This is a genomic window from Paenibacillus sp. sgz302115 (assembly GCF_056120445.1).
Genome location: NZ_JBVYOK010000013.1, coordinates 64,948 through 89,430, shown reverse-complemented (window position 1 = coordinate 89,430; position 24,483 = coordinate 64,948). Strand labels below are relative to the sequence as shown.

At 51.4% G+C, this 24,483-nt stretch carries 24 protein-coding genes; 20 read left to right on the top strand and 4 right to left on the bottom strand.

The features are described 5' to 3' along the window. Nucleotides 1-135 precede the first annotated feature (135 nt). The 4 genes from AC0LWN_RS21905 to AC0LWN_RS21890 all read right to left on the bottom strand — a co-directional run bounded on the left by AC0LWN_RS21905 (nt 136) and on the right by AC0LWN_RS21890 (nt 5,261). Nucleotides 136-2,571, bottom strand: coding sequence for an ABC transporter permease (locus AC0LWN_RS21905; protein WP_474669050.1), 2,436 nt, complete (start codon nt 2,569-2,571; stop codon nt 136-138). Further along, the gene (locus tag AC0LWN_RS21900) at nt 2,568-3,248 is read right to left on the bottom strand and encodes an ABC transporter ATP-binding protein (RefSeq protein ID WP_474669243.1); all 681 of its coding nucleotides are present in this window, start codon (nt 3,246-3,248) and stop codon (nt 2,568-2,570) included. The genes AC0LWN_RS21905 and AC0LWN_RS21900 overlap by 4 nt, the downstream gene beginning before the upstream one ends. 70 nt (nt 3,249-3,318) lie before the next feature. After that, nucleotides 3,319-4,578 carry a sensor histidine kinase gene (locus AC0LWN_RS21895; protein WP_474669047.1) on the bottom strand — a complete coding sequence of 420 codons (1,260 nt, stop codon included), beginning with the start codon at nt 4,576-4,578 and terminating at the stop codon, nt 3,319-3,321. Next, on the bottom strand, nt 4,575-5,261 hold the full coding sequence (locus AC0LWN_RS21890; RefSeq protein WP_474669045.1) for a response regulator transcription factor: 687 nt from the start codon (nt 5,259-5,261) through the stop codon (nt 4,575-4,577). Before AC0LWN_RS21890 ends, AC0LWN_RS21895 begins: the two co-directional genes overlap by 4 nt. A gap of 347 nt (nt 5,262-5,608) precedes the next feature. Between AC0LWN_RS21890 and AC0LWN_RS21885 the strand changes: the two genes are divergently transcribed. The 20 genes from AC0LWN_RS21885 (at nt 5,609) to AC0LWN_RS21790 (ending at nt 24,480) form a co-directional block, all read left to right on the top strand. Next, nucleotides 5,609-5,935, top strand: a complete 327-nt coding sequence (locus tag AC0LWN_RS21885; protein ID WP_474669043.1) for a PadR family transcriptional regulator — start codon at nt 5,609-5,611, stop codon at nt 5,933-5,935. A gap of 4 nt (nt 5,936-5,939) precedes the next feature. Continuing rightward, complete coding sequence (locus AC0LWN_RS21880) at nt 5,940-6,749, top strand: permease prefix domain 1-containing protein (RefSeq protein ID WP_474669041.1); 810 nt, start codon at nt 5,940-5,942, stop codon at nt 6,747-6,749. Between the two features lie 272 nt (nt 6,750-7,021). Beyond that, nucleotides 7,022-8,506, top strand: coding sequence for a glutamate synthase subunit beta (locus AC0LWN_RS21875; protein WP_474669038.1), 1,485 nt, complete (start codon nt 7,022-7,024; stop codon nt 8,504-8,506). A gap of 380 nt (nt 8,507-8,886) precedes the next feature. Then, nucleotides 8,887-9,429: a phosphodiesterase gene (gene yfcE / locus AC0LWN_RS21870; RefSeq protein ID WP_474669036.1), complete on the top strand. Its 543-nt coding sequence runs from the start codon at nt 8,887-8,889 to the stop codon at nt 9,427-9,429. Nucleotides 9,430-9,577: 148 nt separating this feature from the next. Beyond that, nucleotides 9,578-10,612 carry an agmatine deiminase family protein gene (locus AC0LWN_RS21865; protein ID WP_474669034.1) on the top strand — a complete coding sequence of 345 codons (1,035 nt, stop codon included), beginning with the start codon at nt 9,578-9,580 and terminating at the stop codon, nt 10,610-10,612. Between the two features lie 21 nt (nt 10,613-10,633). Beyond that, nucleotides 10,634-11,509 (top strand): N-carbamoylputrescine amidase, encoded by an 876-nt coding sequence (gene aguB, locus AC0LWN_RS21860; protein ID WP_474669032.1) that lies wholly within the window; start codon nt 10,634-10,636, stop codon nt 11,507-11,509. A gap of 229 nt (nt 11,510-11,738) precedes the next feature. Beyond that, a complete protein-coding gene (locus AC0LWN_RS21855; protein WP_474669030.1) occupies nt 11,739-12,539 on the top strand; it encodes a transporter substrate-binding domain-containing protein in 801 nt (266 codons plus the stop codon). Between the two features lie 82 nt (nt 12,540-12,621). After that, the gene (locus tag AC0LWN_RS21850; protein WP_474669028.1) at nt 12,622-13,269 is read left to right on the top strand and encodes an amino acid ABC transporter permease; all 648 of its coding nucleotides are present in this window, start codon (nt 12,622-12,624) and stop codon (nt 13,267-13,269) included. Nucleotides 13,270-13,284: 15 nt separating this feature from the next. Next, nucleotides 13,285-14,007, top strand: coding sequence for an amino acid ABC transporter ATP-binding protein (locus AC0LWN_RS21845; protein ID WP_474669241.1), 723 nt, complete (start codon nt 13,285-13,287; stop codon nt 14,005-14,007). Nucleotides 14,008-14,164: 157 nt separating this feature from the next. Continuing rightward, nucleotides 14,165-14,611: a tellurite resistance TerB family protein gene (locus AC0LWN_RS21840; RefSeq protein ID WP_474669026.1), complete on the top strand. Its 447-nt coding sequence runs from the start codon at nt 14,165-14,167 to the stop codon at nt 14,609-14,611. Nucleotides 14,612-14,731: 120 nt separating this feature from the next. Then, nucleotides 14,732-15,328 (top strand): TerD family protein, encoded by a 597-nt coding sequence (locus AC0LWN_RS21835; RefSeq protein WP_474669024.1) that lies wholly within the window; start codon nt 14,732-14,734, stop codon nt 15,326-15,328. Between the two features lie 29 nt (nt 15,329-15,357). Beyond that, nucleotides 15,358-15,933, top strand: a complete 576-nt coding sequence (locus AC0LWN_RS21830) for a TerD family protein (protein WP_458965540.1) — start codon at nt 15,358-15,360, stop codon at nt 15,931-15,933. A 50-nt stretch (nt 15,934-15,983) separates the two neighbouring features. Beyond that, nucleotides 15,984-16,565: a TerD family protein gene (locus tag AC0LWN_RS21825; RefSeq protein ID WP_474669021.1), complete on the top strand. Its 582-nt coding sequence runs from the start codon at nt 15,984-15,986 to the stop codon at nt 16,563-16,565. Between the two features lie 73 nt (nt 16,566-16,638). Further along, nucleotides 16,639-17,931 carry a TerD family protein gene (locus AC0LWN_RS21820; RefSeq protein ID WP_474669019.1) on the top strand — a complete coding sequence of 431 codons (1,293 nt, stop codon included), beginning with the start codon at nt 16,639-16,641 and terminating at the stop codon, nt 17,929-17,931. A gap of 25 nt (nt 17,932-17,956) precedes the next feature. Continuing rightward, nucleotides 17,957-18,697 (top strand): TerC family protein, encoded by a 741-nt coding sequence (locus AC0LWN_RS21815; protein ID WP_458965543.1) that lies wholly within the window; start codon nt 17,957-17,959, stop codon nt 18,695-18,697. Between the two features lie 170 nt (nt 18,698-18,867). After that, nucleotides 18,868-20,076, top strand: a complete 1,209-nt coding sequence (locus AC0LWN_RS21810) for an HpcH/HpaI aldolase/citrate lyase family protein (RefSeq protein ID WP_474669017.1) — start codon at nt 18,868-18,870, stop codon at nt 20,074-20,076. A 76-nt stretch (nt 20,077-20,152) separates the two neighbouring features. Further along, nucleotides 20,153-21,448: a phosphoribosyltransferase family protein gene (locus tag AC0LWN_RS21805; protein WP_474669238.1), complete on the top strand. Its 1,296-nt coding sequence runs from the start codon at nt 20,153-20,155 to the stop codon at nt 21,446-21,448. Then, on the top strand, nt 21,445-22,599 hold the full coding sequence (locus AC0LWN_RS21800; RefSeq protein WP_474669015.1) for a cysteine protease StiP family protein: 1,155 nt from the start codon (nt 21,445-21,447) through the stop codon (nt 22,597-22,599). The genes AC0LWN_RS21805 and AC0LWN_RS21800 overlap by 4 nt, the downstream gene beginning before the upstream one ends. After that, nucleotides 22,596-23,450, top strand: coding sequence for an HAD family hydrolase (locus tag AC0LWN_RS21795; RefSeq protein WP_474669013.1), 855 nt, complete (start codon nt 22,596-22,598; stop codon nt 23,448-23,450). The genes AC0LWN_RS21800 and AC0LWN_RS21795 overlap by 4 nt, the downstream gene beginning before the upstream one ends. Next, nucleotides 23,425-24,480, top strand: coding sequence for an ATP-grasp domain-containing protein (locus AC0LWN_RS21790; protein WP_474669011.1), 1,056 nt, complete (start codon nt 23,425-23,427; stop codon nt 24,478-24,480). The genes AC0LWN_RS21795 and AC0LWN_RS21790 overlap by 26 nt, the downstream gene beginning before the upstream one ends. Nucleotides 24,481-24,483: the final 3 nt, after the last annotated feature.

Genomic DNA, 24,483 nt, shown 5'->3' with positions numbered 1-24,483 from the left:
ATATGACTTTGTGCATTAGGCTGAAATGCAGAATGGGAGTCTGAAAGGTTAAAATTTATTGGGTTTTTACCATTCACATTTCCAGCAAAAAGGATCCTGACCTAATAACCCAAGTCGAATCAGGTTATCATTTCCTTAAAGCGAGCCGATCACCTCGGCGATGCCCTGTTTTTTCACCCGTTTCAACGGGGTGATGACGGAAACTGCCGCTGCTGCCAGGACGAGTAGGAGGATGAGGCCGATCTGCAGGTAAGGAATCTCCCAGATAATCTGGAACCAGGAGAGCTGGCTTTCAATCAGTGCCTTTTGCAAGGCGGTGCCGAGCAGGCAGCCGGCGATCCCGCCGGTCAGGCTGTAGGCGGCGGCTTCGGCCAGTGCCATCCGGCTAAGCTGGGCGCCGGACATGCCTACCGCCCGCATAACGCCCAAATATTTGGTTTTGGCGGCGATGCTGGTGTTCATGGTGTTGATGATGTTCAGCACGCTAATCAAGCCGATGACTGCTACAAATCCGTAAATAAACACGGCCATCGTAAAAAAGGTCTGATTCAGCTCAGCGTTTCGCTGGCGATAGTCATGAAAAGTAGTGCCGCTGTCCAGCACCGCTTTGATTTCATTCACAGACTGCTCCTGGCCAGACTTCTTCAACTGGATATCAATCACCTGGTAGGCCGATTTTCCGGTCAGCTCGCGGAACAGCTTTTCGGTCGTAATGAAACTGGTCAATGTTTTTTCCTTGTTGTTGAAAGGGAGTGAGCGCACAATTCCCAGCACGGTCATTTCCTTTAAGCCAGCCTTAGTCTCAATGGTTACTTTGTCGCCGAGCTTTAAGCTAGTCGAATCCGCCGTATTTGCACTGCGTCCATTCCTGTAATGAAGAGATACCGCAATGATTCCGTTCCGGGCGTTAAGCTGTTCCTCCGACAGTTCGCCTTCCAGCAATTCCTCCTTGGCCCAATCCAGCTGCGCCTGATCGTAGGAAATCAGCCAGGACTTCTCAGGCGGAACAAAACGTCCATCCGCTGTAACATCGATCCCGCCCATTTCCTTCTTATAGGCTTCACTCAGCTTTGAGGCGTCAAAACTGGCGGCAACATCATCTAACATTCTTCCGTATACTTTTTTTATGCCTTCCAGCTGTTGCAGCTTGCCGTACAGCGCGCCGTCCAGATCGCCCTGCTTGGCAACCAGCGAAATGTCGGATGTGTACGGCTTGGTCGTTGACAGTTGAGAATGGAGTAAATCAACAAAGACCTGGAATCCCATGAACATAACGATGCTGACCGTGATGGAGCAGACCATCAGGATAAAGGTTTTCTTTTTGGCGGCAACATTGCCAATGCCCATTGCGATCTCCGCCTTGAACAGTTTGGTCAACCAGCCTCTTTTTCTGCGGGTGGAAATTTTCAGGTCGTTGCTGCCCGTTACAGCACGGACTGGAGCGACGCGGGCGGCTTTGCGGGCGGGCAGCAGAATGGCTGAGAACACGGTCAGGAACCCGACAGCGGTACCAGTGGCGATACCAATAACGCTGAATGTGAACAACGGAATATCGGCGAACAGACGGGCATTGTAATATTTCAGGAGGGCCGAGCAGCCCAAAGTGAGCAGCATTCCGGTGAGCACTCCGATGGGAATGGCCCTGACGGTGATGGCCAGCCCTTCCCGTCTGACCAGCTTTCTGATCTGGGCTGGAGAAGCGCCGATACATCTCAGAAGGCCGAACTGTCGTATCCGCTCCATCACCGAGATGTTGAACGCATTGTAGATCATCATGACTCCGGCGATCAGGACGATGCAGAATAAAATACCGCCGGTCACGTAAAGCTGTGTTGCCGCCCCGCCTTTGCTCTGACCGATCGCGGCCAGGAGACGGTTGTTGCGGCCGATTCTGCCTTTGTCGATTCCGAGTGTCTCGGTGATGTTTTTTTCTGCAGCAGCAATATTGACCCGGTTTTTGAATTCGATCATGTACATCTCAATAGTAGGAAGGCTTTTTTTCAGCTTATCCGCTCCCGCCATAGACATAAAGATGCCCGGATTGCCGCTCGCCTTCATGTTGCCGAAATCTTTGTATATTCCGCTTACGGTGAATTTCCGCACGATCCTGTCGGAAAAAGCGATGTTGACCGTCCCGTTCAGCTTGGTATTCAGGTACAGCTTGTCTGCTGCCCACTGTTCAATTATGATTTCGTTGTCCCTGGCCGGGTAGCGGCCTTCAACCAGAGTGATGTTCATATTTTTGGCAAAAGAGGTGTCTATCGCACCTGCCGAGCCGTTTATTTCGTTCGCCTTCACTTGTCCGAAGTCCAGCCATCTTCCGGCGTTGTTGACATCCTTACGGCTGGACAGCATATTGATTTCTTGTTCGGAAGGCTGAATAATCGCAATGTGGTAGTTGCCTCTATCATGGATGATCTGGGTTTTGGAAAATTGAAGGAATACCTCCAGCATGGAGAAAATACCAGTCACGAGTGCAACAGCAATGGCCACACTGGTGATGGTTAGGCGGGTCTTCTTCCGGTGGGCGGCAAGATACCTGGGGGCCAGGCCCAGGTAATGGCCGATCATCGTTCGCCTCCAAGCTCGGTTACGACCCCATCCTCTACATCGAGCACACGGTCGGCAAAGGTGGCGTAATTGGAATTATGGGTGATCATAATCAAGGTCTGGCGATATTTGGCAACGGACAGCCGCAGCAGATTCATGACTTCACTGCTGTTCTTGCTGTCAAGGTTGCCCGTCGGCTCATCAGCCAGGATGAGCGCCGGCTTTGTGGCCAGCGCCCGCCCGATAGCCACCCGCTGCTGCTGGCCGCCGGACAGCTGGTTCGGCAGATGATGCCTGCGCTCCGCCAGCCCGAGAATATCAAGCAGCTCACCGATATGCCGTTTATCCGGCTTCTGATAATCGAGCAGCAGCGGCAGAGCTATATTTTCCTCCACGTTCAATTCCGGTACCAGATTGTAGGCCTGAAAAATAAATCCGATGTTGCGTCTGCGAAACACCGACAATTCATTTTCATTCATCGCATAAATGTCGCGGCCATCCAGAAGCACCTTGCCGGATGTCGGTACATCCAACGCGCCGAGCAGGTTCAGCAGTGTGCTTTTGCCTGAGCCGGACGGCCCGACAATCGAAACAAATTCTCCTTTGGCTACCGTAAAGGAAGTTTCCTTCAGGGCATCGACCCTGGTCTCGGCTTTGCCGTAGGTTTTGCATAACCGTTCGGTTACCAGTATATCCAACATAAACACCTCATTCGCTTGATTTAATGAGATGATAGCATGGCTGCCTTACACCCCGGTGAACGGCGGCTTACAGAATTGTAAGCTTGGGGAAAACGATGCGAAAAACCGTTCCTTTGCTGAGCTTGCTTTCTACGGTAATGGTCCCTCCGTGTTTTTCCACAATCGACCTGGACAACGTCAGCCCGATGCCGGCGCCTTGCTTGTCTTTGGAGAATCGGCTCCGGTAAAAGCGCTTGAAGACGGAATGAATATCCTCGGGATGAATGCCCATTCCGTTGTCGGTGATCGTGATTCCGGTAAATAGCGGGGTCTCATCGCAGGTGATTTCCAGCTTGTCCCCGGTTTCCGTATGATCCAGTGCATTTTTGACAATATTGCTGACCGCCTCGAGCAGCCATTCCTTGTCGCAGTTCAGCCGGATGTCCTCACGGCAGGTGAGAACCACCGTCTTGCCTTCCAGCTCCGCGCGGGTGCGGAAGCCCTGCATTGCCGCTTCCAGCACCGCCCGCAGCGGCTGTTCAACCTGCTCTAGTGCGATCGCGCCCGCGTCGAGTCTGGCCAGCTTCAGCAGGCTCTGGATCAAATGCTCTATGCGCAGCAGTTCGCGCCGGCTTTTTGAAGTAAACTTGTCTACGACATCGTTTCCGGTTCGTTCATCCTGAATGATCTCGACATACATCAGCAGCGCGGCCAGCGGGGTTTTGAGCTGATGTGAGATGTCGGAAATGATGTCGCGCAGAAACTCCTTGTTCTGTCTTTCCCTGCTGATATGGGCGGTCAGGGAGGTGGCCAGCATATTGATGGATGTAAACAGCCGGGAGAAGCTCCCTTCGGCCTGATCGTCCAGCCGCAGCTTGACATCGCCTTCCATAAAGCCGATGAGCGCGGCATTGGCCCGTTTCAGCATGGCGTTCTGCCGCAGAATGAACATCAGCAGGACGGTAAGCAGCGCCAGCCCGAAACAGACGGACAGGGCGAGTAGCAGCAGCGAGTACTTCTGCTGAAAGCCGGCTACTTCTGGTAGCAGGCTGATTGGAGTGTCGCGGTTATAGGCGGCGCTATTCAGCAGCCGCTGCCCGGCTGCGGCCTGTTCCCCGGTTTTGGAGGCGGTGAATAGGGCGGCGATGCGGTGCGGCGGGAGGCCGCTCCCGGTCAAATAGCCGGCCAATTCGTAATCGTGGGCGAGCATGCGCTGCTTGTAATCGTCGGCCATAAGCTTTACGGTCATTTGCCCGGCAAGCAGCGCGCCGAGCAGGAGGGCCGCGATGGCAGCAAACAGCAGCTTTATATTTTTGTGGGCCATGATCCCCATCAATTGCTCCCTCATTTCGTCACATTCCATTTGTAGCCCAGACCGCGTGCGGTAAGGAGAAACTGCGGGTTCTCCGGGTCGTCTTCGGTTTTGCTGCGCAGCCGCCGCACATAGACGGACAATGTGTTGTCGTCGATAAAGCTGCCGTTATTGTCCCATAGCTTGTCCAGCAGCATTTCTCTGGGCAGCACCGCATTCGGATGCTGCATCAGCAGGCACAGCAGCCGGTATTCCGCAGGAGTCAGCTCGATTTCGCGGTCATCCTTGAACACGCGGGTTTCCAGCAGCCTGACCGTCACGCCGTTGGATTGCAGCACCGTCTGCTGTGTATGGCTTAGGCCGGACCGGCGCAGCAGAGCGTTGATCCGTGAGATCAGCTCGTTCAGCTTAAACGGCTTGGCAATGTAATCGTCACCGCCGATATCCAGGCCCATGACCACGTTGACCTCCTCGTCGGATGCGGTCAGGAAGATGATGGGCACGGCGGAGGACTGCCGCACTTTTTTGCATATATCAAAACCGCTGCCGTCAGGCAGGGTCAGATCCAGCAGGAGCAGATCGTGGCATTGCCGCTCTATGATCGGAAGAGTTTCTTTTACGGTTCTGGCGATATCGACATGAAACCCGCTTTTTTGCAGGGAAAACTCCAGTCCGTCAATCAGGCTCAAATCATCCTCCACCAGCAAAATAGAATTCATTGCAGTCTACCTCTCTTTCTCTGTGGCTTGTCATTTCATAGATTTTCCATCCATATTATCATGCTGCCGTCTGCGCCAAAAATCAACCGGATAAGCTGAAGTTGAAAAGCTGCAATAATGAGAAAAGTAAACAGTTAGAGTCCGAACCTGCCGCACAATACTTCGTTGCAACACCATTGAAGCGATCCATCCATTTTTTCAAACGGCTATGGCAGCTGTATCCTTATATTTCTCGCAAAAAAAGGCACTTTTTTCTAAAAAAATACTACAACTATCGTAGTAATCATGCTACAATACAAATTACTACGACAGAAGTAGTACGACAGATGAAGTAAGGAGGGATATTATTGATCAGCAGTGATGTGATTCGCGGATACAACGATACTTTTATTCTATATATGCTCCTGAACGGCGAGTCCTACGGCTACGAAATCTCGAAGAATATCAGAAGGCTGTCGGATGAGAAATATATTATGAAAGAGACCACCCTTTACTCCGCGTTCGCCCGGCTGGAGAAGAATGGGTATATCTGCTCTTTTTATAAAGATGAGACTCAGGGGAAACGCCGTACATACTACCGTATTACTCTGGAGGGGCTGGCCTACTATCATGAGAAATGTGCGGAGTGGCTTATTACACAAGAAGTTGTAAACAAATTTATCAAGGAGCTGTGATAAGATGGATACAATCATCGGGTATTTAAACAATATGTTTGCCGCTCTGCCTAAGACTGCACAAATGCAGGGACTTAAGCAGGATCTGCTGGCGAGCATGGAAGAGAAATATTATGAACTGAAGCAGGAGGGCAAAACTGAAAATGAAGCCATAGGCATCGTGATCTCCGAGTTCGGCAATATTGATGAATTGATTGCTGAGCTGGATATTCAGGTGGAGGGCGCAGAAAGCCCGCTTCCGCCGTATCCTCCACTTCCCCTGCTTGCTCCCGAGGATACCTGGGGCTATATGGCTGCCAAAAAGAAATCAGGCTTCTTGGTGGGGCTTGGTGTGACGCTTTGCATTGGCGGCGCCGCATTGCTGATTTTGCTGAGCTCTCTGGCAGAGTTCGGTTTTCTCAGAGGAATCATTATTGAAGATACTGCTTCAATCCTTGGTGTGGTCATATTGCTTATACTGGTGGCTTTAGCGGTTGGAATGTTCATTTTCAGCGGCACGATGCTGGAGAAATATAAATATTTGCGCAAAGGCTTCGACCTGCCGTATGAGTTGCGGACCGAGATCCGGCAGCGCAGCGGCGCATATGCCTCTACGTACAACCTGTCTCTGGTGATGGGCGTATGCTTATGTGTGCTAAGCCCAGTTCCAGTTATTGCTTGGTCTGTGTTCAATGATAACAATACTGCTTATGGTGTAGTTATCTTGCTTGCGTTAGTTGCTTTGGCAGTCTTCCTGTTCATCTACTACGGGAGCATCAAAGAAAGCTTCAGCTTCCTGCTTGGGGAAGGCGAGTTCTCTAAGGAAAAGAAATAAGGCGAAATAATGCTTCCGACCGGCTCTGCCCATCTCCGAAATTTTATTTAAAAAATGTGACATTACTCATTTAGGCTATAGAGTATAGATGATAATATAAAATCATTTCAGGCGGAAATCCGCCTCTTTATAGCCTTTTGCTTTGCTGCTTTACAGTGACAAATAATCAGTCGGTGACAGAGAGTAACTGTCTTTTTGGAGCCGAATGGGGCAAGAATGCCGCCCTTGATCTTTTTCGGCGGCCAATCAGAGAGACTCGGAGGATGACAGGTATGGGTAAAGCAACAGGATTTCTGGAGTATCAGCGGCAGACTCCTGCAGAATGTGAGCCGCTAGAACGGATCAAGAACTGGAATGAATTTTCACAGCCAATGGATGAGGAGAAGCTGCGGGAGCAAGGGGCGCGCTGCATGGATTGCGGAACGCCGTTCTGCCACGTAGGACGTCTGCTCTCCGGGATGGCCTCGGGCTGTCCGTTGCACAATCTGATTCCTGAATGGAACGATATGGTATACCGCGGCAACTGGGAGGTTGCTCTGAAGCGGCTCCACAAAACTAATAATTTTCCGGAGTTTACCGGACGGGTCTGCCCTGCGCCTTGCGAAGGCTCTTGTACGGTGGGAATGAACGGCAAGCCGGTAACAATCAAGTCCATTGAGAAGGCTATTGTAGACAGAGGATTTGCCGAGGGCTGGATTGTTCCCGAGCCGCCGCTGAGCCGTACGGGCAAGAAGGTTGCCGTAGTCGGCTCCGGTCCTGCGGGACTTGCCTGTGCCGCCCAGCTTAACAAAGCCGGACACAGTGTAACTGTCTATGAACGGGCCGACCGGATCGGCGGTCTGCTGACTTATGGAATTCCGAACATGAAGCTGGACAAAAAGACTGTGCAGCGCCGTGTGGATCTGCTGGCGGCGGAAGGGGTCACCTTTGTTACCCGGACCGAGATCGGCACGGATATTACTGCGTCGCAACTGAAGGATGACCATGATGCAGTAGTGCTCTGCGGCGGCTCTACGCAGGCGCGCGATCTTGCGATTGAAGGGCGCGAGCTACGGGGCATTCACCAGGCGATGGAGTTCCTGACGCTGAATACGAAGAGCCTGCTGGATTCCGGCCTCGCGGACGGGGAATACCTCTCTGCGGCCGGCAAGGATGTCGTCGTAATCGGCGGCGGGGACACAGGCACCGACTGTGTGGCAACCTCCATCCGCCACGGCTGCCGCAGCGTAATCCAATTGGAGATTATGCCGCAGTCCCCGCTTACCCGCCAGGCGGGCAACCCTTGGCCGGAATGGCCGAAGGTGCTGAAGGTCGATTACGGCCAGCAGGAAGCGGCAGCGTTATATAAGGAAGATCCGCGCCGTTACCTTGTGAATACGAAGCGCTTTGTCGGGGACGATGGCGGACATGTGCAGGAGCTGCACACTGTGCGCATTGAGTGGACCCGAAATGAGCAGGGCCGGATGATTCCGGTTGAAGTTCCGGGCAGTGAAGAAGTGATCAAGGCACAGCTTGTGCTGCTGGCTCTGGGCTTCACCGGACCGGAAGAAACGGTGCTGAACCAGCTTGGAGTAGAGCGTGACGAGCGCTCTAACGCCAAGGCAGAATTCGGAGCACAGGCTACCAATGTCGAAGGCGTATTCGCCGCTGGAGATATGCGGCGCGGACAGAGCCTTGTAGTATGGGCGATCAACGAAGGCCGGCAGGCAGCCCGTGAGGTGGACCGCTTCCTGATGGGCTCATCGAATCTGCCGTAAGTCATGCCGATATAAGCGCATAGCACGGACGCCCCCCGGGGCGTCCACTTTGCGTTTCCAGCCTCAGGCGAGTTAAGATAAATAGATACATAGGACAAGCTGACGAATATCAGTTGAACTAAAGTACTACCAAAAGGCTGAAGTGGCGGAGGGGAAGTTTGGAACTGGAGGAGCGAATGCGTCCGCCTGAAAGCTTTCCGCAGGAAAGCTCGCATCGTAAGCATAGGCTATGTTTGAATTTCTACCGCAGACAGCGGAACAAAATCAGGAAATCCAAACATAACAGCGGCCGGAAGTCCAAACATTCACCGCAGTCACGGTCAAAGCCGATTTGTTAAATCTATAGTTCAGCTTATATCAAGAGAAAAGGAGAATGCGACATGAAACTAATGTTCATTTCTGATATTCACGGATCACTGCATTGGCTGGAGCAGGTTTTGATTAAAGCGGAGGAGGAGCAGCCGCATACGCTTGTTTTGCTGGGAGATTTTTTGTACCACGGGCCCAGAAATCCGCTGCCTGACGGTTACAACCCGCAGGGAGTCGCCGACAGGCTGAATGCCTATGGCAAATCACTGGTGGCAGTGCGCGGAAATTGTGATGCCGAGGTAGACCAGATGCTGCTGCAGTTTCCAATGATGGGCGATTATGTGCTGATTCTTCATGAAGGCCGGAAGATTTATGCCACTCACGGGCATGGCTTCAGCATCGACAATCTGCCACCGCTCGCGCCGGGGGATGTCTTTATCCAGGGACATACGCATCTTCCGGTGGCTGAAGTCAAAGACGGCATTACCGTGCTGAATCCCGGCTCGATCTCGCTGCCGAAAGAGAATAACCCTAATTCCTACGGAATCCTCGATAACGGGGAGTTTATCATTAAGGATTTTGCAGGGAACGTAGTGAAACAAATTAAGCTGTAAAATACAATCCTGCCCCGATCCCCCTGGATTTTCCCAGGGGGATTTTCAGCGTGCGGCAATTGAGCACATCACTATATTATTGTATGATGGGTAAGGAGCTTGGAGGGTTGTGCGAGCTCCAAAATATACGAGCAGAGGTAGCTAACGAATGTATCCTAAAGATTTGAACTATACAATGCCGGCGGAGTGGGATGCGCATGAGCGTACTTTTATTTCCTGGCCGGTCCAGGCTTCCATGGTTTTCCCGGAGAATTATGAAGCTGTAAGCGCAGGTTATGCCGAGATTATCCGGGCTATTGCCGAGTTTGAGCCTGTAAGCGTGGTGGTGAATCCCGACGAACTGGAGCAAGTGCAGGCACTCGCTCTCGGGGATAATGTTACGCTGCTGCCAATCCGGCATAATGATGCCTGGCTGCGCGATAACGGTCCTACCTTTGTTAAGGGTAAGGGTGGGGCGCTTGCGGGTGTGAACTGGAAGTTCAATGCCTGGGGCGGCAAATATTCGCCGTGGGATCTCGACGATGAGGTGGCTCCGCAGATTCTGGAGCAGGTGCAGATCAAACGCTTCGATGCCCCCCTTGTCATGGAGGGCGGCTCAATTCATACCGATGGGCAAGGCACGCTCCTGACCACAGAGGAATGCCTGCTGAACAAGAACCGCAATCCGGAGCTGGGCCGGGAAGAAATTGAAGAATACGTGCGTAAATATACAGGTACAGAAGCTATCATTTGGCTGAAGCGCGGCCTCAGCGGAGATGAAACCGATGGCCATGTGGACAATATCGCCTGCTTCGCCGCACCGGGCAAGGTGATCATTCAGGTCTGCGACGACCCGCAGGATGAGAACTACGGAATTACCCTAGAGAATCTGCGGATTCTGGAGAACGCCGTGGATGCCAAAGGACGGAAGCTGGAGATTGTCCGGATTCAGCAGCCCCCGCGCAGGGATGTGGAGGACAGCCGTCTGACGCTGAGCTATTTGAACTTCTATTTCGTAAACGGCGGCATTATTCTGCCGGTGTTCGGCGGTACGGCCGCAGAGACGGACCGGCTTGCCGAGCAGAAGCTTGCTGAGCTGTTCCCGGACCGCAGAATCCGTACGGTGAACGGGATGGCCGTCATCGGCGAAGGCGGCAATGTGCATTGCACCACCCAGCAGATGCCTGCGGGGGAAATCAGCTAATTCTTGAAGGAGGACAGAATCTTGAGAAAAGTAAAAGTAGCCGCGACGCAAATGAGCTGCACCGGCGACATTGATGAGAATATCCGCAAGGCCGACGCGCTGGTGAGAGAGGCTGCAGCCCAGGGCGCGCAGATTATTCTGCTGCAGGAGCTGTTCGAGACTCCGTATTTCTGCCAGAAGGAGAAATCCGATTATTACGTTTATGCCACCGAGCTTGAGCACAACAAAGCGGTGAATCATTTCAAAGCGGTAGCCAAAGAGCTGCAAGTGGTGCTGCCGATCAGCTTTTATGAGAAAAAGAACTACGCCCGTTACAACTCGCTGGCCGTGATTGACGCCGATGGAACGGTGCTGGGCAAATACCGCAAAAGCCATATTCCCGACGGTCCGGGCTATGAGGAGAAATTCTACTTCAACCCGGGTGATACCGGCTTTAAAGTATGGAACACCCGTTATGCCAAAATTGGCGTCGGCGTCTGCTGGGATCAATGGTATCCTGAGGCTGCCCGCGTAATGAGCCTGATGGGTGCAGAGATTTTGTTCTATCCGACCGCCATCGGCTCGGAGCCGCAGGACGGCTCGATTGACTCCAAGGACCACTGGCAGACCTGCATGCTTGGACACGCGGCGGCGAATCTTATTCCTGTCGTGGCCTCCAACCGGATCGGCGAAGAAATCGACGAGGACTCCAGCATTAACTTTTATGGCTCCTCCTTTATTGCCGGCCCGCAGGGCAACAAGATTGTCGAAGCCGGACGGGATGAGCAGACGGTGCTGGTCAGCGAATTTGATCTGGACGCGCTTGAAGTGGGGCGGATCGAGTGGGGGATTTTCCGCGACCGGCGGCCGGAGCTGTACCGGATGATTGCATCCTATGACGGGGATCTGACATTTTAAGGGATAATAAATGAATCGGAATTAATGCAGGAATACAGCCAAAAGGCACTGTCAGGGAAGAGTTTTTCCCGGCAGTGCCTTTTTTTACGATTACAAAACAGGAAATGTTACAATACAGCGATATTATGTAATATAACTTTACACAAATGAGAAAAGTTAATTGTCACCACTACTTTAATCTGATAAAATCTCTTTAAGTTATTTTACAAATAAGTAGGGGGATGGGAAAATGGGGATCGGGAAAAAGTTATATATGTTAGCTTTGGTGTCATTTGTAATCTTGGCAATGGCAGGCTGTGGCTCTGACAAAAATGCCAGCGGTGAGACCATTAAGTTCGCCAGTGACGCGAGCTATGCGCCAATGGAGTACATGGATACGGACACCATCAAGGGCTTTGACATTGATTTCATCAAGGCGGTCATGGAAGAAGCCGGGATTGATTACACTGTGACCAACACAGGCTGGGATACGATGCTGACAAGTGTCAAGCAAGGTACGGAATATCAAGCCGGATTATCCTCGGTATCCATTACGGACGAACGCAAGGAAACCTATGATTTCTCCATCCCTTATTTTGAATCCACCAATATGATTATGGTTAAAGAAGGCAGCGACATTAAGAGCGCGCTTGATCTGAAGGACAAAAAGGTTGCAGTGCAGGCGGCGACTACGGCAGATGAATTGATGAGCGGGATTATGGGTGTTGATAACGCCAACCTGAAACGTTTTGACAGCAACGCAGTAGCTCTGCTGGAGCTGAACAAGGGCGGGGCGGATGCGGTAGTGGCCGATATCGCCATCATCAACGAATATATCAAGAACAATCCGAAAGAGAAGCTGACCGGGATTATCGACAAAGAGAACTTTGGTTCCGAATATTACGGCATCCTGTATCCTAAGGGCAGTAAATGGAAAGCCAAGCTGGACCCGGCGATCAAGAAAATTATTGAGAACGGCAAATATGCTGAAATCTACAAAAACTGGTTTGGTGAAGAGCCGGATACCGGGGCCCTCTTGAACGCGAAATAAGCGGACGAACAACTAAGCATGCGTAATGATTGCTATTGCGCGTGCTTCTTTTTTTATAGACAGAAGAGAAGGGAAGAATTCTATGGATTTCAGATTTGACATCATCGCTCATTATTTACCGGTGCTGCTAAAGGGAACGGCGTTTACGATAGGCGTATCTATTGTCTCGATTATCTTCGGCTCCATACTGGGGCTGGGCATCGGCTTTGGTAAAATGGCTCCGAAGGCGTATTTCCGCTGGCCGTTTCATTCGTATATCAATTTTTTTCGGGGGACGCCGCTTTATGTGCAAATCCTGATCGTACACTTCGGGGTGATTCCGGCCTTTTACGGCACTACCAATGTGTTCTTGACTTCATTTGTAGCTCTGTCGCTGAACTCAGCCGCTTACTCCGCCGAGATTTTCCGCGCCGGGATTCAGTCGATTGATCTGGGTCAGCGGGAAGCCGCAGTATCACTTGGAATGACGAAATTTCAGGCAATGCGTTTTATTATTCTGCCGCAGGCCGTCAAGCGGATGATCCCTGCGTTTGGGAATGAATTTATTGTCCTGGTAAAAGACTCCTCACTGCTGGCGCTGATTGCCGCACCGGAGATTATGTACTGGAGCAACACGATGAAAGGGCAGTACTTGCGGATTTGGGAGCCGTATTTGACGGCTGCATTTATCTATTTCATTCTTACCTATTCCCTCAGCAAGCTGCTGAATTATATCGAACGGAAGGTGTAGCCTCATATGGAGCCAATTATCTCAGTTAGACACCTGCATAAATCATTCGGAGCCCATAAGGTGCTGACCGACATTAACGTTGATATTCGCAGCAGGGAGGTTGTGGTGGTGATCGGACCTTCGGGTTCAGGCAAATCGACCTTTCTGCGTTGCTTGAATCTGCTGGAGCAGCCGCAAGAGGGCGACATTATCATTGACGGCACTTCCTTGATGGCCAAAAGCACAAGGATTAATGATATCCGTACCGAGCTTGGCATGGTATTTCAGCAGTTCAACCTGTTTCCGCACAAAAAAGTGATCGAGAACATCATGCTGGCCCCGGTCCAGGTGCGGAAGTGGCCGGAGGACAAAGCGCGGGAGAAGGCGCTGGAGCTGCTGCAGAAGGTCGGCTTGCTGGACAAGGCGGAGATGTATCCGGCCTCGCTGTCCGGAGGGCAGGCCCAGCGGGTAGCGATTGCCCGGGCGCTGGCGATGGAGCCGAAGATCATGCTGTTTGATGAGCCGACCTCCGCGCTTGATCCCGAGATGGTTGGCGAGGTGCTGGCAGTCATGAAAGAGCTGGCCCGCGAAGGCATGACTATGGTTGTGGTTACGCACGAGATGGGCTTCGCCCGTGAGGTGGGAGACCGCGTTCTGTTCATGGAGCAAGGCGTGGTGGTTGAGGAGGGCAGCCCGGAGCAACTGTTCGGGAATCCGTCGCATGAACGCACGCAGGCTTTTTTATCCAAAGTTCTGTGAAATTGTGGCAAAGTAGAATCTTGTGCTTTAATGGGTTATATTAGAAGGGTAAGTGTTTGAATATGGAACATTAAGTAAATATCTGTCGAATTGACGGAGAGGAGGCTCGGGGATATCTTTTGTTTATCATAATTTTTAGTGATAGAAGGAGAATACGATGAGCACATTTAAAAATTGGTTGAACACGACAAAAAACGGACTGACAGACCAGGTGAAGAAATTTAAAAACAAAGATTTCATGCACGCTGTAGTAGCGGGCTGCGCCCTGGTTGCTGCTGCCGATGGAAAAATTGAGGAAGCCGAAAAGAACAAGATGGCCGGATATATGAACCTCAGCAATGAGCTGAAGGTATTTGACATGAGAGATGTTATTACCCAGTTCAATTTCTATGTCAGCAATTTCGAATTCTCCCCGGAGATCGGTAAGCAGGAAGCGCTGAAGGCTATCGCCAAATTCAGCAGCAAGCCGGAAATTGGACGCGTAATTGTAGGCGTATGCTCCGCAATCGGAGCGGCTGACGGTGATTTCGATGAGCACGAAAAAGCGGTTGTGCGGAATATTTGCAGTGTGCTGGGACTCAGCCCAAGCGAGTTCAGTCTGTAATTAGTCTGTAATTGCAAAAAAGGAATTTCTCCCTGAAACGGATGAAAGATGAAACGTATCTGTTTTTGTGTCGTATGACTAAGAGACTGTGATTCTTTTCGGAAACGGAGGTACAAGAATTTGGCTGGTATTAATCTGGTAAAAGGTCAAAAAATTGATTTAACCAAAGGAAATGCCGGACTGTCCAGCGTCATTGTAGGACTCGGCTGGGACCCTGCTGAGCCGGCACGCGGATTCTTCGGGATCAAGAAGCAGGCCAACGTGGACTGTGATGCCTCGGCATTGCTGCTGAATGAGAATGGCAAGCTGACTAATAAGCTGAACCTGGTGTGCTTTCACAACAAGCAGAATGCAAACAACTCCGTTGTTCACTCGGGGGACAACCTGACGGGCGAGGGAGAAGGGGACGACGAGCAGATTCAAGTGAATCTGAAGGCGATTCCCGGGGATGTGCATAAGGTTCTGATTGTAGTCAATATTTACGATGCCGTGAACCGGAAGCAGGATTTCGGGATGATTAAATCGGCGTACATCCGGGTGATTAATGCATCCGGCAACAGTGAGCTGGTCAAGTTCAATTTGACGGACAACTACACAGGCTTCACGGCGCTAATCTGCGGAGAGCTGTACCGGCATGGCGAGGAATGGAAATTCGCCGCCATCGGTGAAGGCGCACATGCAGCACATATCAACCAATTGGCTGAACGCTACATCTAATTCCAATATAAGAAAAGAGGTTTCTATTCATGGCGATTAATCTTTCCAAGGGTCAAAAGATCGACTTGACGAAAACGAATCCAGGCCTGTCCAAAATTACAGTAGGTCTTGGCTGGGACACCAACAAATATGATGGCGGTAAAGATTTTGACTTGGACGTTTCCGTATTTTTGGTCAATGCGAGCGGCAAAGTTGATAAAGAGAGCAACTTCATTTTCTTTAACAACAAGCAGAACGAGAACGGTTCCGTTGTACACACCGGTGACAACCGCACAGGCGAAGGTGACGGAGACGACGAGCAAATTCAAGTGGACCTGCTCAGCATTCCGGCAGATGTGGATAAAGTGGCATTCACCATTACGATCTATGAAGCAGAAGCCAGAAGCCAGAACTTCGGACAAGTCTCCCGCTCGTACGTGCGCATCGTAAATGATGCTAACAGCGAGGAATTGATCCGTTTCGACCTGGGCGAAGACTTCTCCATTGAAACCGGCGTAGTTGTCGGCGAATTGTACCGCAACGGTGCTGAGTGGAAATTTAATGCGATCGGCAGCGGCTACAAGGATGGTCTTGCCGGCTTGACCCGCGATTACGGCCTGCAATAAGCATTGCAATAGATGTAAATGAAACTATTCATGAAAGAAGGTTGTTGCCAGTGACGATCAGTCTTTCCAAAGGACAGCGGATTGATCTTACCAAGACCAATCCGGGTCTGACGAAGGTAGTTGTGGGACTCGGCTGGGATACGAACAAATATAGCGGCGGCAAGGATTTCGACCTTGATGCCTCGGCATTCCTGCTCCATGAGGATGGCAAAGCCAAAGGCGAGGATGATTTTGTTTTCTACAATAATCCTAATGGCGGCGCCGGCTCTGTAACCCATACGGGGGATAACCGTACTGGTGAAGGAGAAGGCGATGATGAGCAGATCCTGGTTGATTTCAGTAAGGTTCCCTCTCATATCCAGCGTATTGGTATTACGGTAACTATTTATGATTACGAAGCCCGGGTCCAGAACTTTGGACAAGTCTCCAACGCATTTGTGCGTGTCGTAGATGCATCAAGTGACCGTGAAATTCTCCGCTTTGATCTGGGAGAGGATTTCTCAACAGAAACTGCTGTTGTCTTCTGTGAATTCTACCGCAACGGTGCGGATTGGAAATTCCAGGCGATTGGAAGCGGCTTTGCCGGCGGACTTAGTGCCTTGTGCAGGAACTACGGACTGGACGCGCAATAGAAGCTTCAAAGGCGGGATCCTTACCGATCCTGCCCTTTTTATACCCTTATCCCTTGAAAAAGGTGGCATAAACATGAGCACAGAAGTAGTAAAAGGGCAGAAGGCTGACCTGACGAAGGGCAACCCCGGACTTAAATCTCTTATTGTGGAGATCGCCTGGCAAGCGCCTTCCTCTATGGAAATTGATGCCTCGGCTTTTCTGTTAGGAGCTCAAGGCAAAGTAAGCAAGGATGAGGATCTGATCTTTTACAATAATCCTTCTACACCCTATATCCGGTATAAGGATGTTCCGGGGCATGGCCTCGGGGGCCTCAAGCATTTCGAAGTGCAGCTGGGTAAAATCCCCTCTGACGTTATGAAAATCGCATTTACGCTTACACTCTATGACGGCGAAAACCGTAAGCAAATGTTCGGGCAAATGAGTGAAGCGCATTGCCGGATTCTGGACCAGGCAACAGGCTCGGAAATCCTGCGGTGTAAACTCGGAAATCATTTCTCTGCGGAAACGGCTGTTGTAGTAGGAGAATTATATAGATACGGCGGAGATTGGAAGTACAGTGCTGTTATGGCCGGCTTTGACGGCGGGCTGAAGGCGCTCTGCGGCAACTTCGGAATTGAAGTGGCTGACGAGCCGGCTGCGGGGCAGAAGCAGGAGAAGGCAGCAGCCCCAATACCGCCAGCACCGGAGCCCCCTGTTGTCCGGCCGCCGTCTATACCTGCCCCACCTCCTCCACAGGTGCAGGAAGCACCACCCGCTCCAGCGCTGAATCTTAATCTGAAGAAGATTGAATTGAAGAAAAAAGGCGATTCCATCAATCTGAAGAAATCGGCCTCCGGGATTGGCGAAGTGCGGATTAACCTTAACTGGAATCAGAAGCAGGGCGGGCTGTTCAGCCGTAAGAGCGGTGTGGACCTGGATCTTGCTTGCCTGTATGAGCTGAAGGATGGCCGCAAGGGCGTTGTTCAGGCGCTTGGTAATGCTTTTGGCCTTTTGGAGCAGCCGCCTTATGTGATGCTGGATGGCGATGACCGGACCGGTTCTGTAACCTCCGGAGAGAACTTGCGTATAAACGGAAGTAAGGTTGCCGAAATCGAACGGGTTCTGATTTTTGCTTTTATCTATAAGGGCGTTACCCATTGGTCCGAAGCGGATGGCGTGGTTACCATCACTCAGGAAGGCGGGCCTGATATTGTCGTGAATTTGGACGAGCATAACAACCGCAAGGGCATGTGCGCGATTGCCATGATCCGGAATGTGGGGAATGAAACGTTCAGTATTGAGCGGCTTGTGCAATATTTCAGCGGTCACCGGGAAATGGATCAGGCTTTTGGTTGGGGACTGCAGTGGGTAGCAGGCAGCAAATAAACTATTTTACCGGAGGCATATTGGAATGAACTGGTTCAGCGATTTTTTTAGGAGTATCAGTGAGAATTACGGGCATTTCTTCTCATGGAGCGACATTGTCGGCACGCTCTCTGACCCGGTAAGCTGGGGAATCATCGGGAGTCTGGTTCTGTTGGAAGGCCTGCTCTCGGCGGATAATGCGCTCGTACTTGCGGTCATGGTTAAGCATCTGCCGAAGGAGCAGCAGAAAAAGGCGTTGTTCTACGGGATTCTTGGTGCGTATTTATTCAGATTCCTGGCAATTGGCCTCGGAACGTTCCTGATTAAATTTACGCTCGTCAAGGTTCTCGGTGCGCTCTACCTCTTCTATATCGCCTATAAAGGGTTGTTTAAGGGCGGAGAGGAAGATCACACGGAGAACAAAGGCACCTCTTTTTGGCGAACGGTGCTGATGGTAGAGTTAATGGATATTGCGTTCAGTATTGACAGTGTTGTAGCGGCCTTCGGACTTAGCGATAAGGTCTGGGTGCTCTTCATGGGCGGTATCCTCGGCGTGCTGATGATGCGCGGTGTGGCACAGCTGTTCCTTAAGCTTATTGGCAGATTCCCTGAACTCGAGCAAACGGCGTTCCTGCTGATCGCCATTATTGCCGGCAAGATGCTGGCAGGAGCCTTCGGCTATGAAATGCCGCATGTGGTGTTCTTCACCATCCTGATTGCGGTCTTCGTGGGAACGATTCTGTACAGCAACGGCAAGAAGAGAAGAGAGGCTAACCGCAAGGTATAACTGAAGCGGAAGCATAAGATGTAATCGTATAGGTCTATAGCATGGCCCTTGCTTGTATTTGAGAAAGCCGGTTGCCGTCCCCGAGAGGACGGCGTAGCCGGTTCTACAGCTCTCTATAAGGAGGGGCTATTCTTTTTGTGTGCTTTGCAAATCGACAAGGAGGGAAGGCTTTGAGATACTTTAATTACCTGACCAAAGAACAAGAAACGTCCTTATTCTACTCTCCGCCTGTTTCGTTTGACCCTTCTACGCCCAAGGAACTGCTGGCTTACGCTGTCGGAGCCGCCCTGTATATGCCGGCTACCCGCAGCAGTGTGGCTGAAGATATTATTAAGCTTAGAGGATCGGGACTCGTAACGGTAATTATGGATCTGGAGGATGCGATTGGCGACGGTGAGGTTGACTATGCTGAAGAGTCTATTGTAAGACATCTTGCATTCCTGTCTGCTTATACCGAGAATGAGCCTGATAAGGGAAGCAGTCTTCCGTTGCTGTTCATACGTGTGCGCAATCCGGAGCAGCTGCAGCAGCTTATTTTCCGGCTGGGGACCTTTATTACAATGCTGACCGGCTTTGTTTTTCCCAAGTTTTCTATGGAGAACGGTGCTGACTATTTCGAGGCTATCGCCGATTACAACAGCTCCCGCAGCTATTCCGCCCCTGTTCTGTATGGCATGCCTATTCTGGAGAGCGCCCCGATCATTTACCGGGAGAGCCGGCTGGACACACTGCTTGCTATCCGCGATCTACTTGCCGAATACCGTGACTATGTGCTGAATGTGCGGATCGGAGCGACGGATTTCTCCAGTCTGTTCGGGCTGCGCCGCAGTCCCGATATCAGCATTTATGATCTGACGCCAATCCGCGACTGCATCTCCGATATCATCAACGTGTTCGGGCGGGTGGAAGAAGGGTATGTAATATCGGGGCCGGTGTGGGAATATTTCGCGAACAAAGGACACCGGGTATTGCGCCCGCAGCTGCGGCAGACCCCCTTTGAGGATACTTACGGCAAGCATGGCATCGAAATACGCAACCAATATATTACCCGCTCTATGGACGGATTATTCCGTGAAGTGCTTTTGGATAAGGAAAATGGAATTGTAGGCAAAACGATTATTCATCCTTCCCACCTCAGACCCGTACAAGCTATGTATACGGTAATGCATGAGGAATATGTGGATGCGTTGGGGATTGTGGAGAGCAACGATGGCAGCCGCGGTGTGTTCAAAAGCGATTACTACAACAAAATGAATGAAATTAAGCCGCATTTGAACTGGGCGAAACGTATTTTACTACGATCTCAAATATACGGGGTGCTACATGAACAACAGCATTTTGTCGGATTACTTCCCGAAAACGAATATTCACACGTTTAATATTGTCGAGAATCTGCGGGTGACGGTAACTGAAACCGCAAACCCTTTTCATATGCCGGTGGAAGCGTTATTCGCTATGGCGGCCCGGATTAATAAAAAACGCTCATTCCTCTTCGTCAGCAAGGTGCTCGGCAAGCACATCCCCGTCAATCCATACACCCCGCTGCTCAGTGGAGCCGCTCTGGGGCTGCTGCTCTATCAGGAAATGGGTGGAGCGGGAGCAGACGGTGAGCTGCTGGACAAGCTTTTGGACCAAGCGGTTCACGGTCTGATTCACCCGGAGCATGCGGAGAAGGCGTATCATGATTTGCTTAGTGCGCAGCTTGTGCTTCCGCAGCCTGTTCTGTTTATCGGCTTTGCTGAGACCGCGACTGCCCTGGGCCACAGTATGTACAACATGTTTGCCGCCGGCACATCCTATATTCATACTACCCGTGAGGATATACCCGAGCTTGCTTCGGTGGTAAGCTTTGAGGAAGAGCATTCCCATGCGGTTGATCATTTATGCTATGCGCTGAAGCCTGAGCTGCTGTCCGGGGATGAACCGATTGTGCTGGTGGATGATGAGATTACTACCGGCAATACAGCGCTCAATACGATTCGCGATATCCAGTCTAAATTTCCGCGCAAGGAATATGTAGTGGCCTCTCTTCTCGATTGGCGGAGCAGCGGCAACATTCAGGCTTACCATGACTTGGAGCAGGAGCTGGGTATTCGGATCAGAGCTTTATCGTTGCTGAAGGGCAGTATTGAAGTGAAGGGAATCCCTCATTTAAATCCGGTTGAAGCTAAAGGATATGAGGAGTCGGCTGCTGAAGTTCCCGTTGTCACGACTTATGTGCAGGATGGTCTGGAGCGTCTATTGGTGAGTTCTTCAGATTCTTATGGAGAAATCAATCCATCGCCTTACGTGAAATTCAGCGGCCGCTTTGGTCTGGAGTCCAGTGATAACGGGAAAATAGATCAGGCAGCGGCACAGGTAGCGGCGAAGCTGCGCGAATTGCGTGAAGGGCCCCGTACCCTTGTGCTGGGGGTGGGTGAATTCATGTATCTGCCGATGCGGATTGCGGCAGAAATGGGCGAAGGGGTGTCCTATCAGTCTTCCACCCGCAGCCCGATTCATCCGGAGCGCCGCCCGGATTATGGTGTACACAGCGCGGCTGCTTATCCTTCAGCGGGCGATCCCGGAATTACAAATTATATCTACAATGTAGACCCCGGACAGTATGATGATATTTTCGTACTGCTTGAACGTGATGTGCCCCGCGGGCGGATTCAGCCGATGACGGATATTTTGAAAAGGCTGGCAGGGAGCAAGGTACATCTTATTGTACTCGCTGCTGAATCTGGAAATGGAGGCTTGAGCGGATGAAGGGAACAGGATATGAAGAGATGATGAGCAGAAAAATTACGCCCCCGGTTCCCCTGGGCAGCTATCCCCCTTCCGATGTCACATTCCTGCTTAAGGATCTCAGTAATGTGCAACTGGAGCGGGCGACCGCTGAGCGGGAGGAGGCGATCCAGTCCGGTGTGCACTATTCGGAAATGCTTCCCGTTGAGTATCAGCCGACAGAGCAGTATATTGAGCTGTTTCACGAGACACTCCGGCAATCTGCCGGAAAGGTAGCGCTTGCGGTTGCGGTTGTCTCCGAGATGATTGTAGCCAAGCGGGGCCTGGATCATACAGTACTGGTATCTCTGGCCAGAGCCGGTACGCCGATTGGCGTATTGATCAAACGTTATATTGCCGAGCGGTATGGAGCGGATCTGCCGCATTACAGCATTTCCATTATCCGTGGCAAAGGCATTGACGAGAATGCGATTCTCTATATGCTCCAGAAGCATGGCGCGGCTGCGGAGCTGCAATTTATCGACGGTTGGACGGGCAAAGGAGCCATCCGCCGGGTATTAATTGAAGCTTGCAGCAGCTTTTATAGAAAATACGGCATTTTCCTGAATGATGATCTGGCGGTTCTCGCCGATCCGGGCAACTGCTCGGGCACCTTCGGGACCAGGGAAGATTATTTGATACCGAGCGCCTGCCTGAACTCTACCGTATCGGGTCTGATGAGCCGTACCGTATTGCGGGATGATCTTATTGGGCCAGAGGAGTTCCACGGGGCAAAATTCTATAAGGAATGGCTGGATAGCGACCTCTCCAATGTGTTTATTGATGCGGTAACTCCATACTATCCTTCAGTGATCGAAGAGGCGCAGGCTATCGCGGCAGGAATGCTGAAAGCTCCTCCAGAGATCACCTGGCAAGGGCTGAGCGATATCGAGAGCATCCAGCAAATGTTTGGCATTAAGGATATTAATCTGGTCAAGCCCGGAGTCGGTGAAACCACCCGTGTGCTGCTGCGCAGAGTGCCCTGGAAAATTCTCGTCGATACTATAGATAATCCGAATCTGCGCCATATTCTGCTGCTGGCGGAGGACCGGGGCGTTCCGGTGGAGGTGTATCCCGGACTGACCTATTCCTGCTGCGGAATCATTAAGCCGCTGAAGGGAGAAAGTGAATGATCTATGCGAGCGATCTGGATCGTACTTTGATCTATTCTCCAGGTGCGATTGGCGTACCAGAGGATTCCCCGGGTCTCCTCCCGGCCGAGATTGTGGACGGCAAGACGGTCTCCTATATTTCGCAGCATGCGCTGGATCTGCTCAAGGAGCTTGCAGCCAAGATTGTTTTTATGCCGGTAACTACGCGCACCATTGCGCAGTACAGACGAATTAATCTTTTTCAGGAGACAATTATTCCTGATTATGCGATTACCAGCAATGGTGGAAACATACTTGTGAATGGGATAATAGACGAGGAATGGCGGGCAGCCATTGGCAGGCTGGTAGAACGTGGCTCTGCAACAGCGGAAGAAGCGGGCAGTCTGGTGCGGTCAGTCGTGCGGGAGGAATGGATCATCAGCGAGCGTTATTGCGACGGTCTATTTTATACCTTTGTGGTTTATCGTGATTTATTACCTATGGATGAGATTACGCGTCTGGCTGAGCATTTGCATGGGCTGGGCTGGCGGGTTTCCTTACAGGGGCGTAAGCTATATGTGGTGCCGGAGGCTGTGAACAAAAGCGATGCGATTATTCATGTGCGCCGTACGGTTCATTCCGAGCCAATGGTTGCTTCAGGAGATTCCCTGCTGGACAAGAGCCTGCTTGCAAGCGCTGATTTCGCCATTGCTCCTTGCCACGGAGAAATATTTGCCGAGCAGCAGGCAGGTCTAGTAAAATTAGAATATCCCTTTACGAGGCAGTCGGGTGTTTTTGCCGGGGATGAGATTATGCAATATGTGCAGAAGATTTATAACAATTTAACGGCACTGGGAGTTGGCCGCAATGAAAAAGGTAAACATATATTTTAACCGCTGGTTTTCCGTGGCTTTTCATTATATGAATCTCATCCGCAATAATGAGGACGGCATCCCGGTACAAATCTTCGCCACCCACCCCGATATCCGGCATATGTCGCTGCAAGGCGCGGATGTTGCGGGAACGGAGCCGGAGCTCGACGGGATCGAGTATGTGCAGTTCTGCGTTGATTTTTGCCGCCGCAACGAGATTGATATCTTCATTCCAAGGATTCATATGCTGGATATTGCTCTGCATGCGTCAATGTTCGATTCCATCGGCACGAAGGTGCTTGTCTGCCGCGACGTAGACCTGCTGGAGACGATCATGGACAAGGGCAAATTTTATGAAAGTGTCAGACAGACAGGGATTATGACGATTCCTGACTATCATGTCGTTAGTACAGCGGAGCAATTCCGGGCAGCCTATGAGGAGCTTGTTGCCAAAGGGCATCAGGTCTGCTTCAAGCCAACCGAAACCGAAGGCGGGCTTGGCTTCCGGATTATTAATAACAGCCGCAGTCCCTTACAGGAGCTGTTCGGGCATGTTACGGCGCAGATCTCCTTCGAGGAGGCCCACCGGACGCTTGCCAGCGTGGAGTCCTTTCCGAACCTGATGGTGATGGAGCTGCTGGAGGGCTATGAGTACAGTATTGATTGTCTGGCGGATGCGAAGGGAGCACTGCTCGCGGCTGTGCCGCGCCGTAAAGCCGGCGGGCGCCTGCGGCTGATGGAGCACATCCCGGAGCTTGAGGAGATCGCTTCCCGGGTGGCCGAGACTTACCGCATCCCCTTCAATTTCAATATCCAAATGAAATACAGCGGCGGGGTTCCGAAGCTGCTGGAGATCAATCCCCGGATGTCCGGCGGACTGCATATCTCCTGTCTCTCCGGGATCAACTTCCCTTATCTGGCGGTCAAAAGCGCGCTCGGCGGTGAGGTTCAGCCTGCCGAATTCGCGGGCAATGTACTGGCCAGCCATGTGGAGCAGCCGCTTATTATGAGAATAAACGGCGAGTCCGTGATCACGGATGCCGTGAATTGAGCG

What these genes read in the sequence shown, in the direction of transcription:
- AC0LWN_RS21895 (WP_474669047.1), bottom strand. Translation starts at nt 4,578, where the DNA reads ATGAGGGAGCAATTGATGGGGATCATGGCCCACAAAAATATAAAGCTG.
- AC0LWN_RS21880 (WP_474669041.1), top strand. Translation starts at nt 5,940, where the DNA reads ATGGATACAATCATCGGGTATTTAAACAATATGTTTGCCGCTCTGCCT.
- AC0LWN_RS21905 (WP_474669050.1), bottom strand. Translation starts at nt 2,571, where the DNA reads ATGATCGGCCATTACCTGGGCCTGGCCCCCAGGTATCTTGCCGCCCAC.
- AC0LWN_RS21800 (WP_474669015.1), top strand. Translation starts at nt 21,445, where the DNA reads ATGAAGGGAACAGGATATGAAGAGATGATGAGCAGAAAAATTACGCCC.
- yfcE (WP_474669036.1), top strand. Translation starts at nt 8,887, where the DNA reads ATGAAACTAATGTTCATTTCTGATATTCACGGATCACTGCATTGGCTG.
- AC0LWN_RS21830 (WP_458965540.1), top strand. Translation starts at nt 15,358, where the DNA reads ATGGCGATTAATCTTTCCAAGGGTCAAAAGATCGACTTGACGAAAACG.
- AC0LWN_RS21850 (WP_474669028.1), top strand. Translation starts at nt 12,622, where the DNA reads ATGGATTTCAGATTTGACATCATCGCTCATTATTTACCGGTGCTGCTA.
- AC0LWN_RS21875 (WP_474669038.1), top strand. Translation starts at nt 7,022, where the DNA reads ATGGGTAAAGCAACAGGATTTCTGGAGTATCAGCGGCAGACTCCTGCA.
- AC0LWN_RS21820 (WP_474669019.1), top strand. Translation starts at nt 16,639, where the DNA reads ATGAGCACAGAAGTAGTAAAAGGGCAGAAGGCTGACCTGACGAAGGGC.
- AC0LWN_RS21865 (WP_474669034.1), top strand. Translation starts at nt 9,578, where the DNA reads ATGTATCCTAAAGATTTGAACTATACAATGCCGGCGGAGTGGGATGCG.
- AC0LWN_RS21840 (WP_474669026.1), top strand. Translation starts at nt 14,165, where the DNA reads ATGAGCACATTTAAAAATTGGTTGAACACGACAAAAAACGGACTGACA.
- AC0LWN_RS21815 (WP_458965543.1), top strand. Translation starts at nt 17,957, where the DNA reads ATGAACTGGTTCAGCGATTTTTTTAGGAGTATCAGTGAGAATTACGGG.
- AC0LWN_RS21790 (WP_474669011.1), top strand. Translation starts at nt 23,425, where the DNA reads ATGAAAAAGGTAAACATATATTTTAACCGCTGGTTTTCCGTGGCTTTT.
- AC0LWN_RS21805 (WP_474669238.1), top strand. Translation starts at nt 20,153, where the DNA reads ATGGCGGCCCGGATTAATAAAAAACGCTCATTCCTCTTCGTCAGCAAG.
- AC0LWN_RS21795 (WP_474669013.1), top strand. Translation starts at nt 22,596, where the DNA reads ATGATCTATGCGAGCGATCTGGATCGTACTTTGATCTATTCTCCAGGT.
- AC0LWN_RS21855 (WP_474669030.1), top strand. Translation starts at nt 11,739, where the DNA reads ATGGGGATCGGGAAAAAGTTATATATGTTAGCTTTGGTGTCATTTGTA.
- AC0LWN_RS21890 (WP_474669045.1), bottom strand. Translation starts at nt 5,261, where the DNA reads ATGAATTCTATTTTGCTGGTGGAGGATGATTTGAGCCTGATTGACGGA.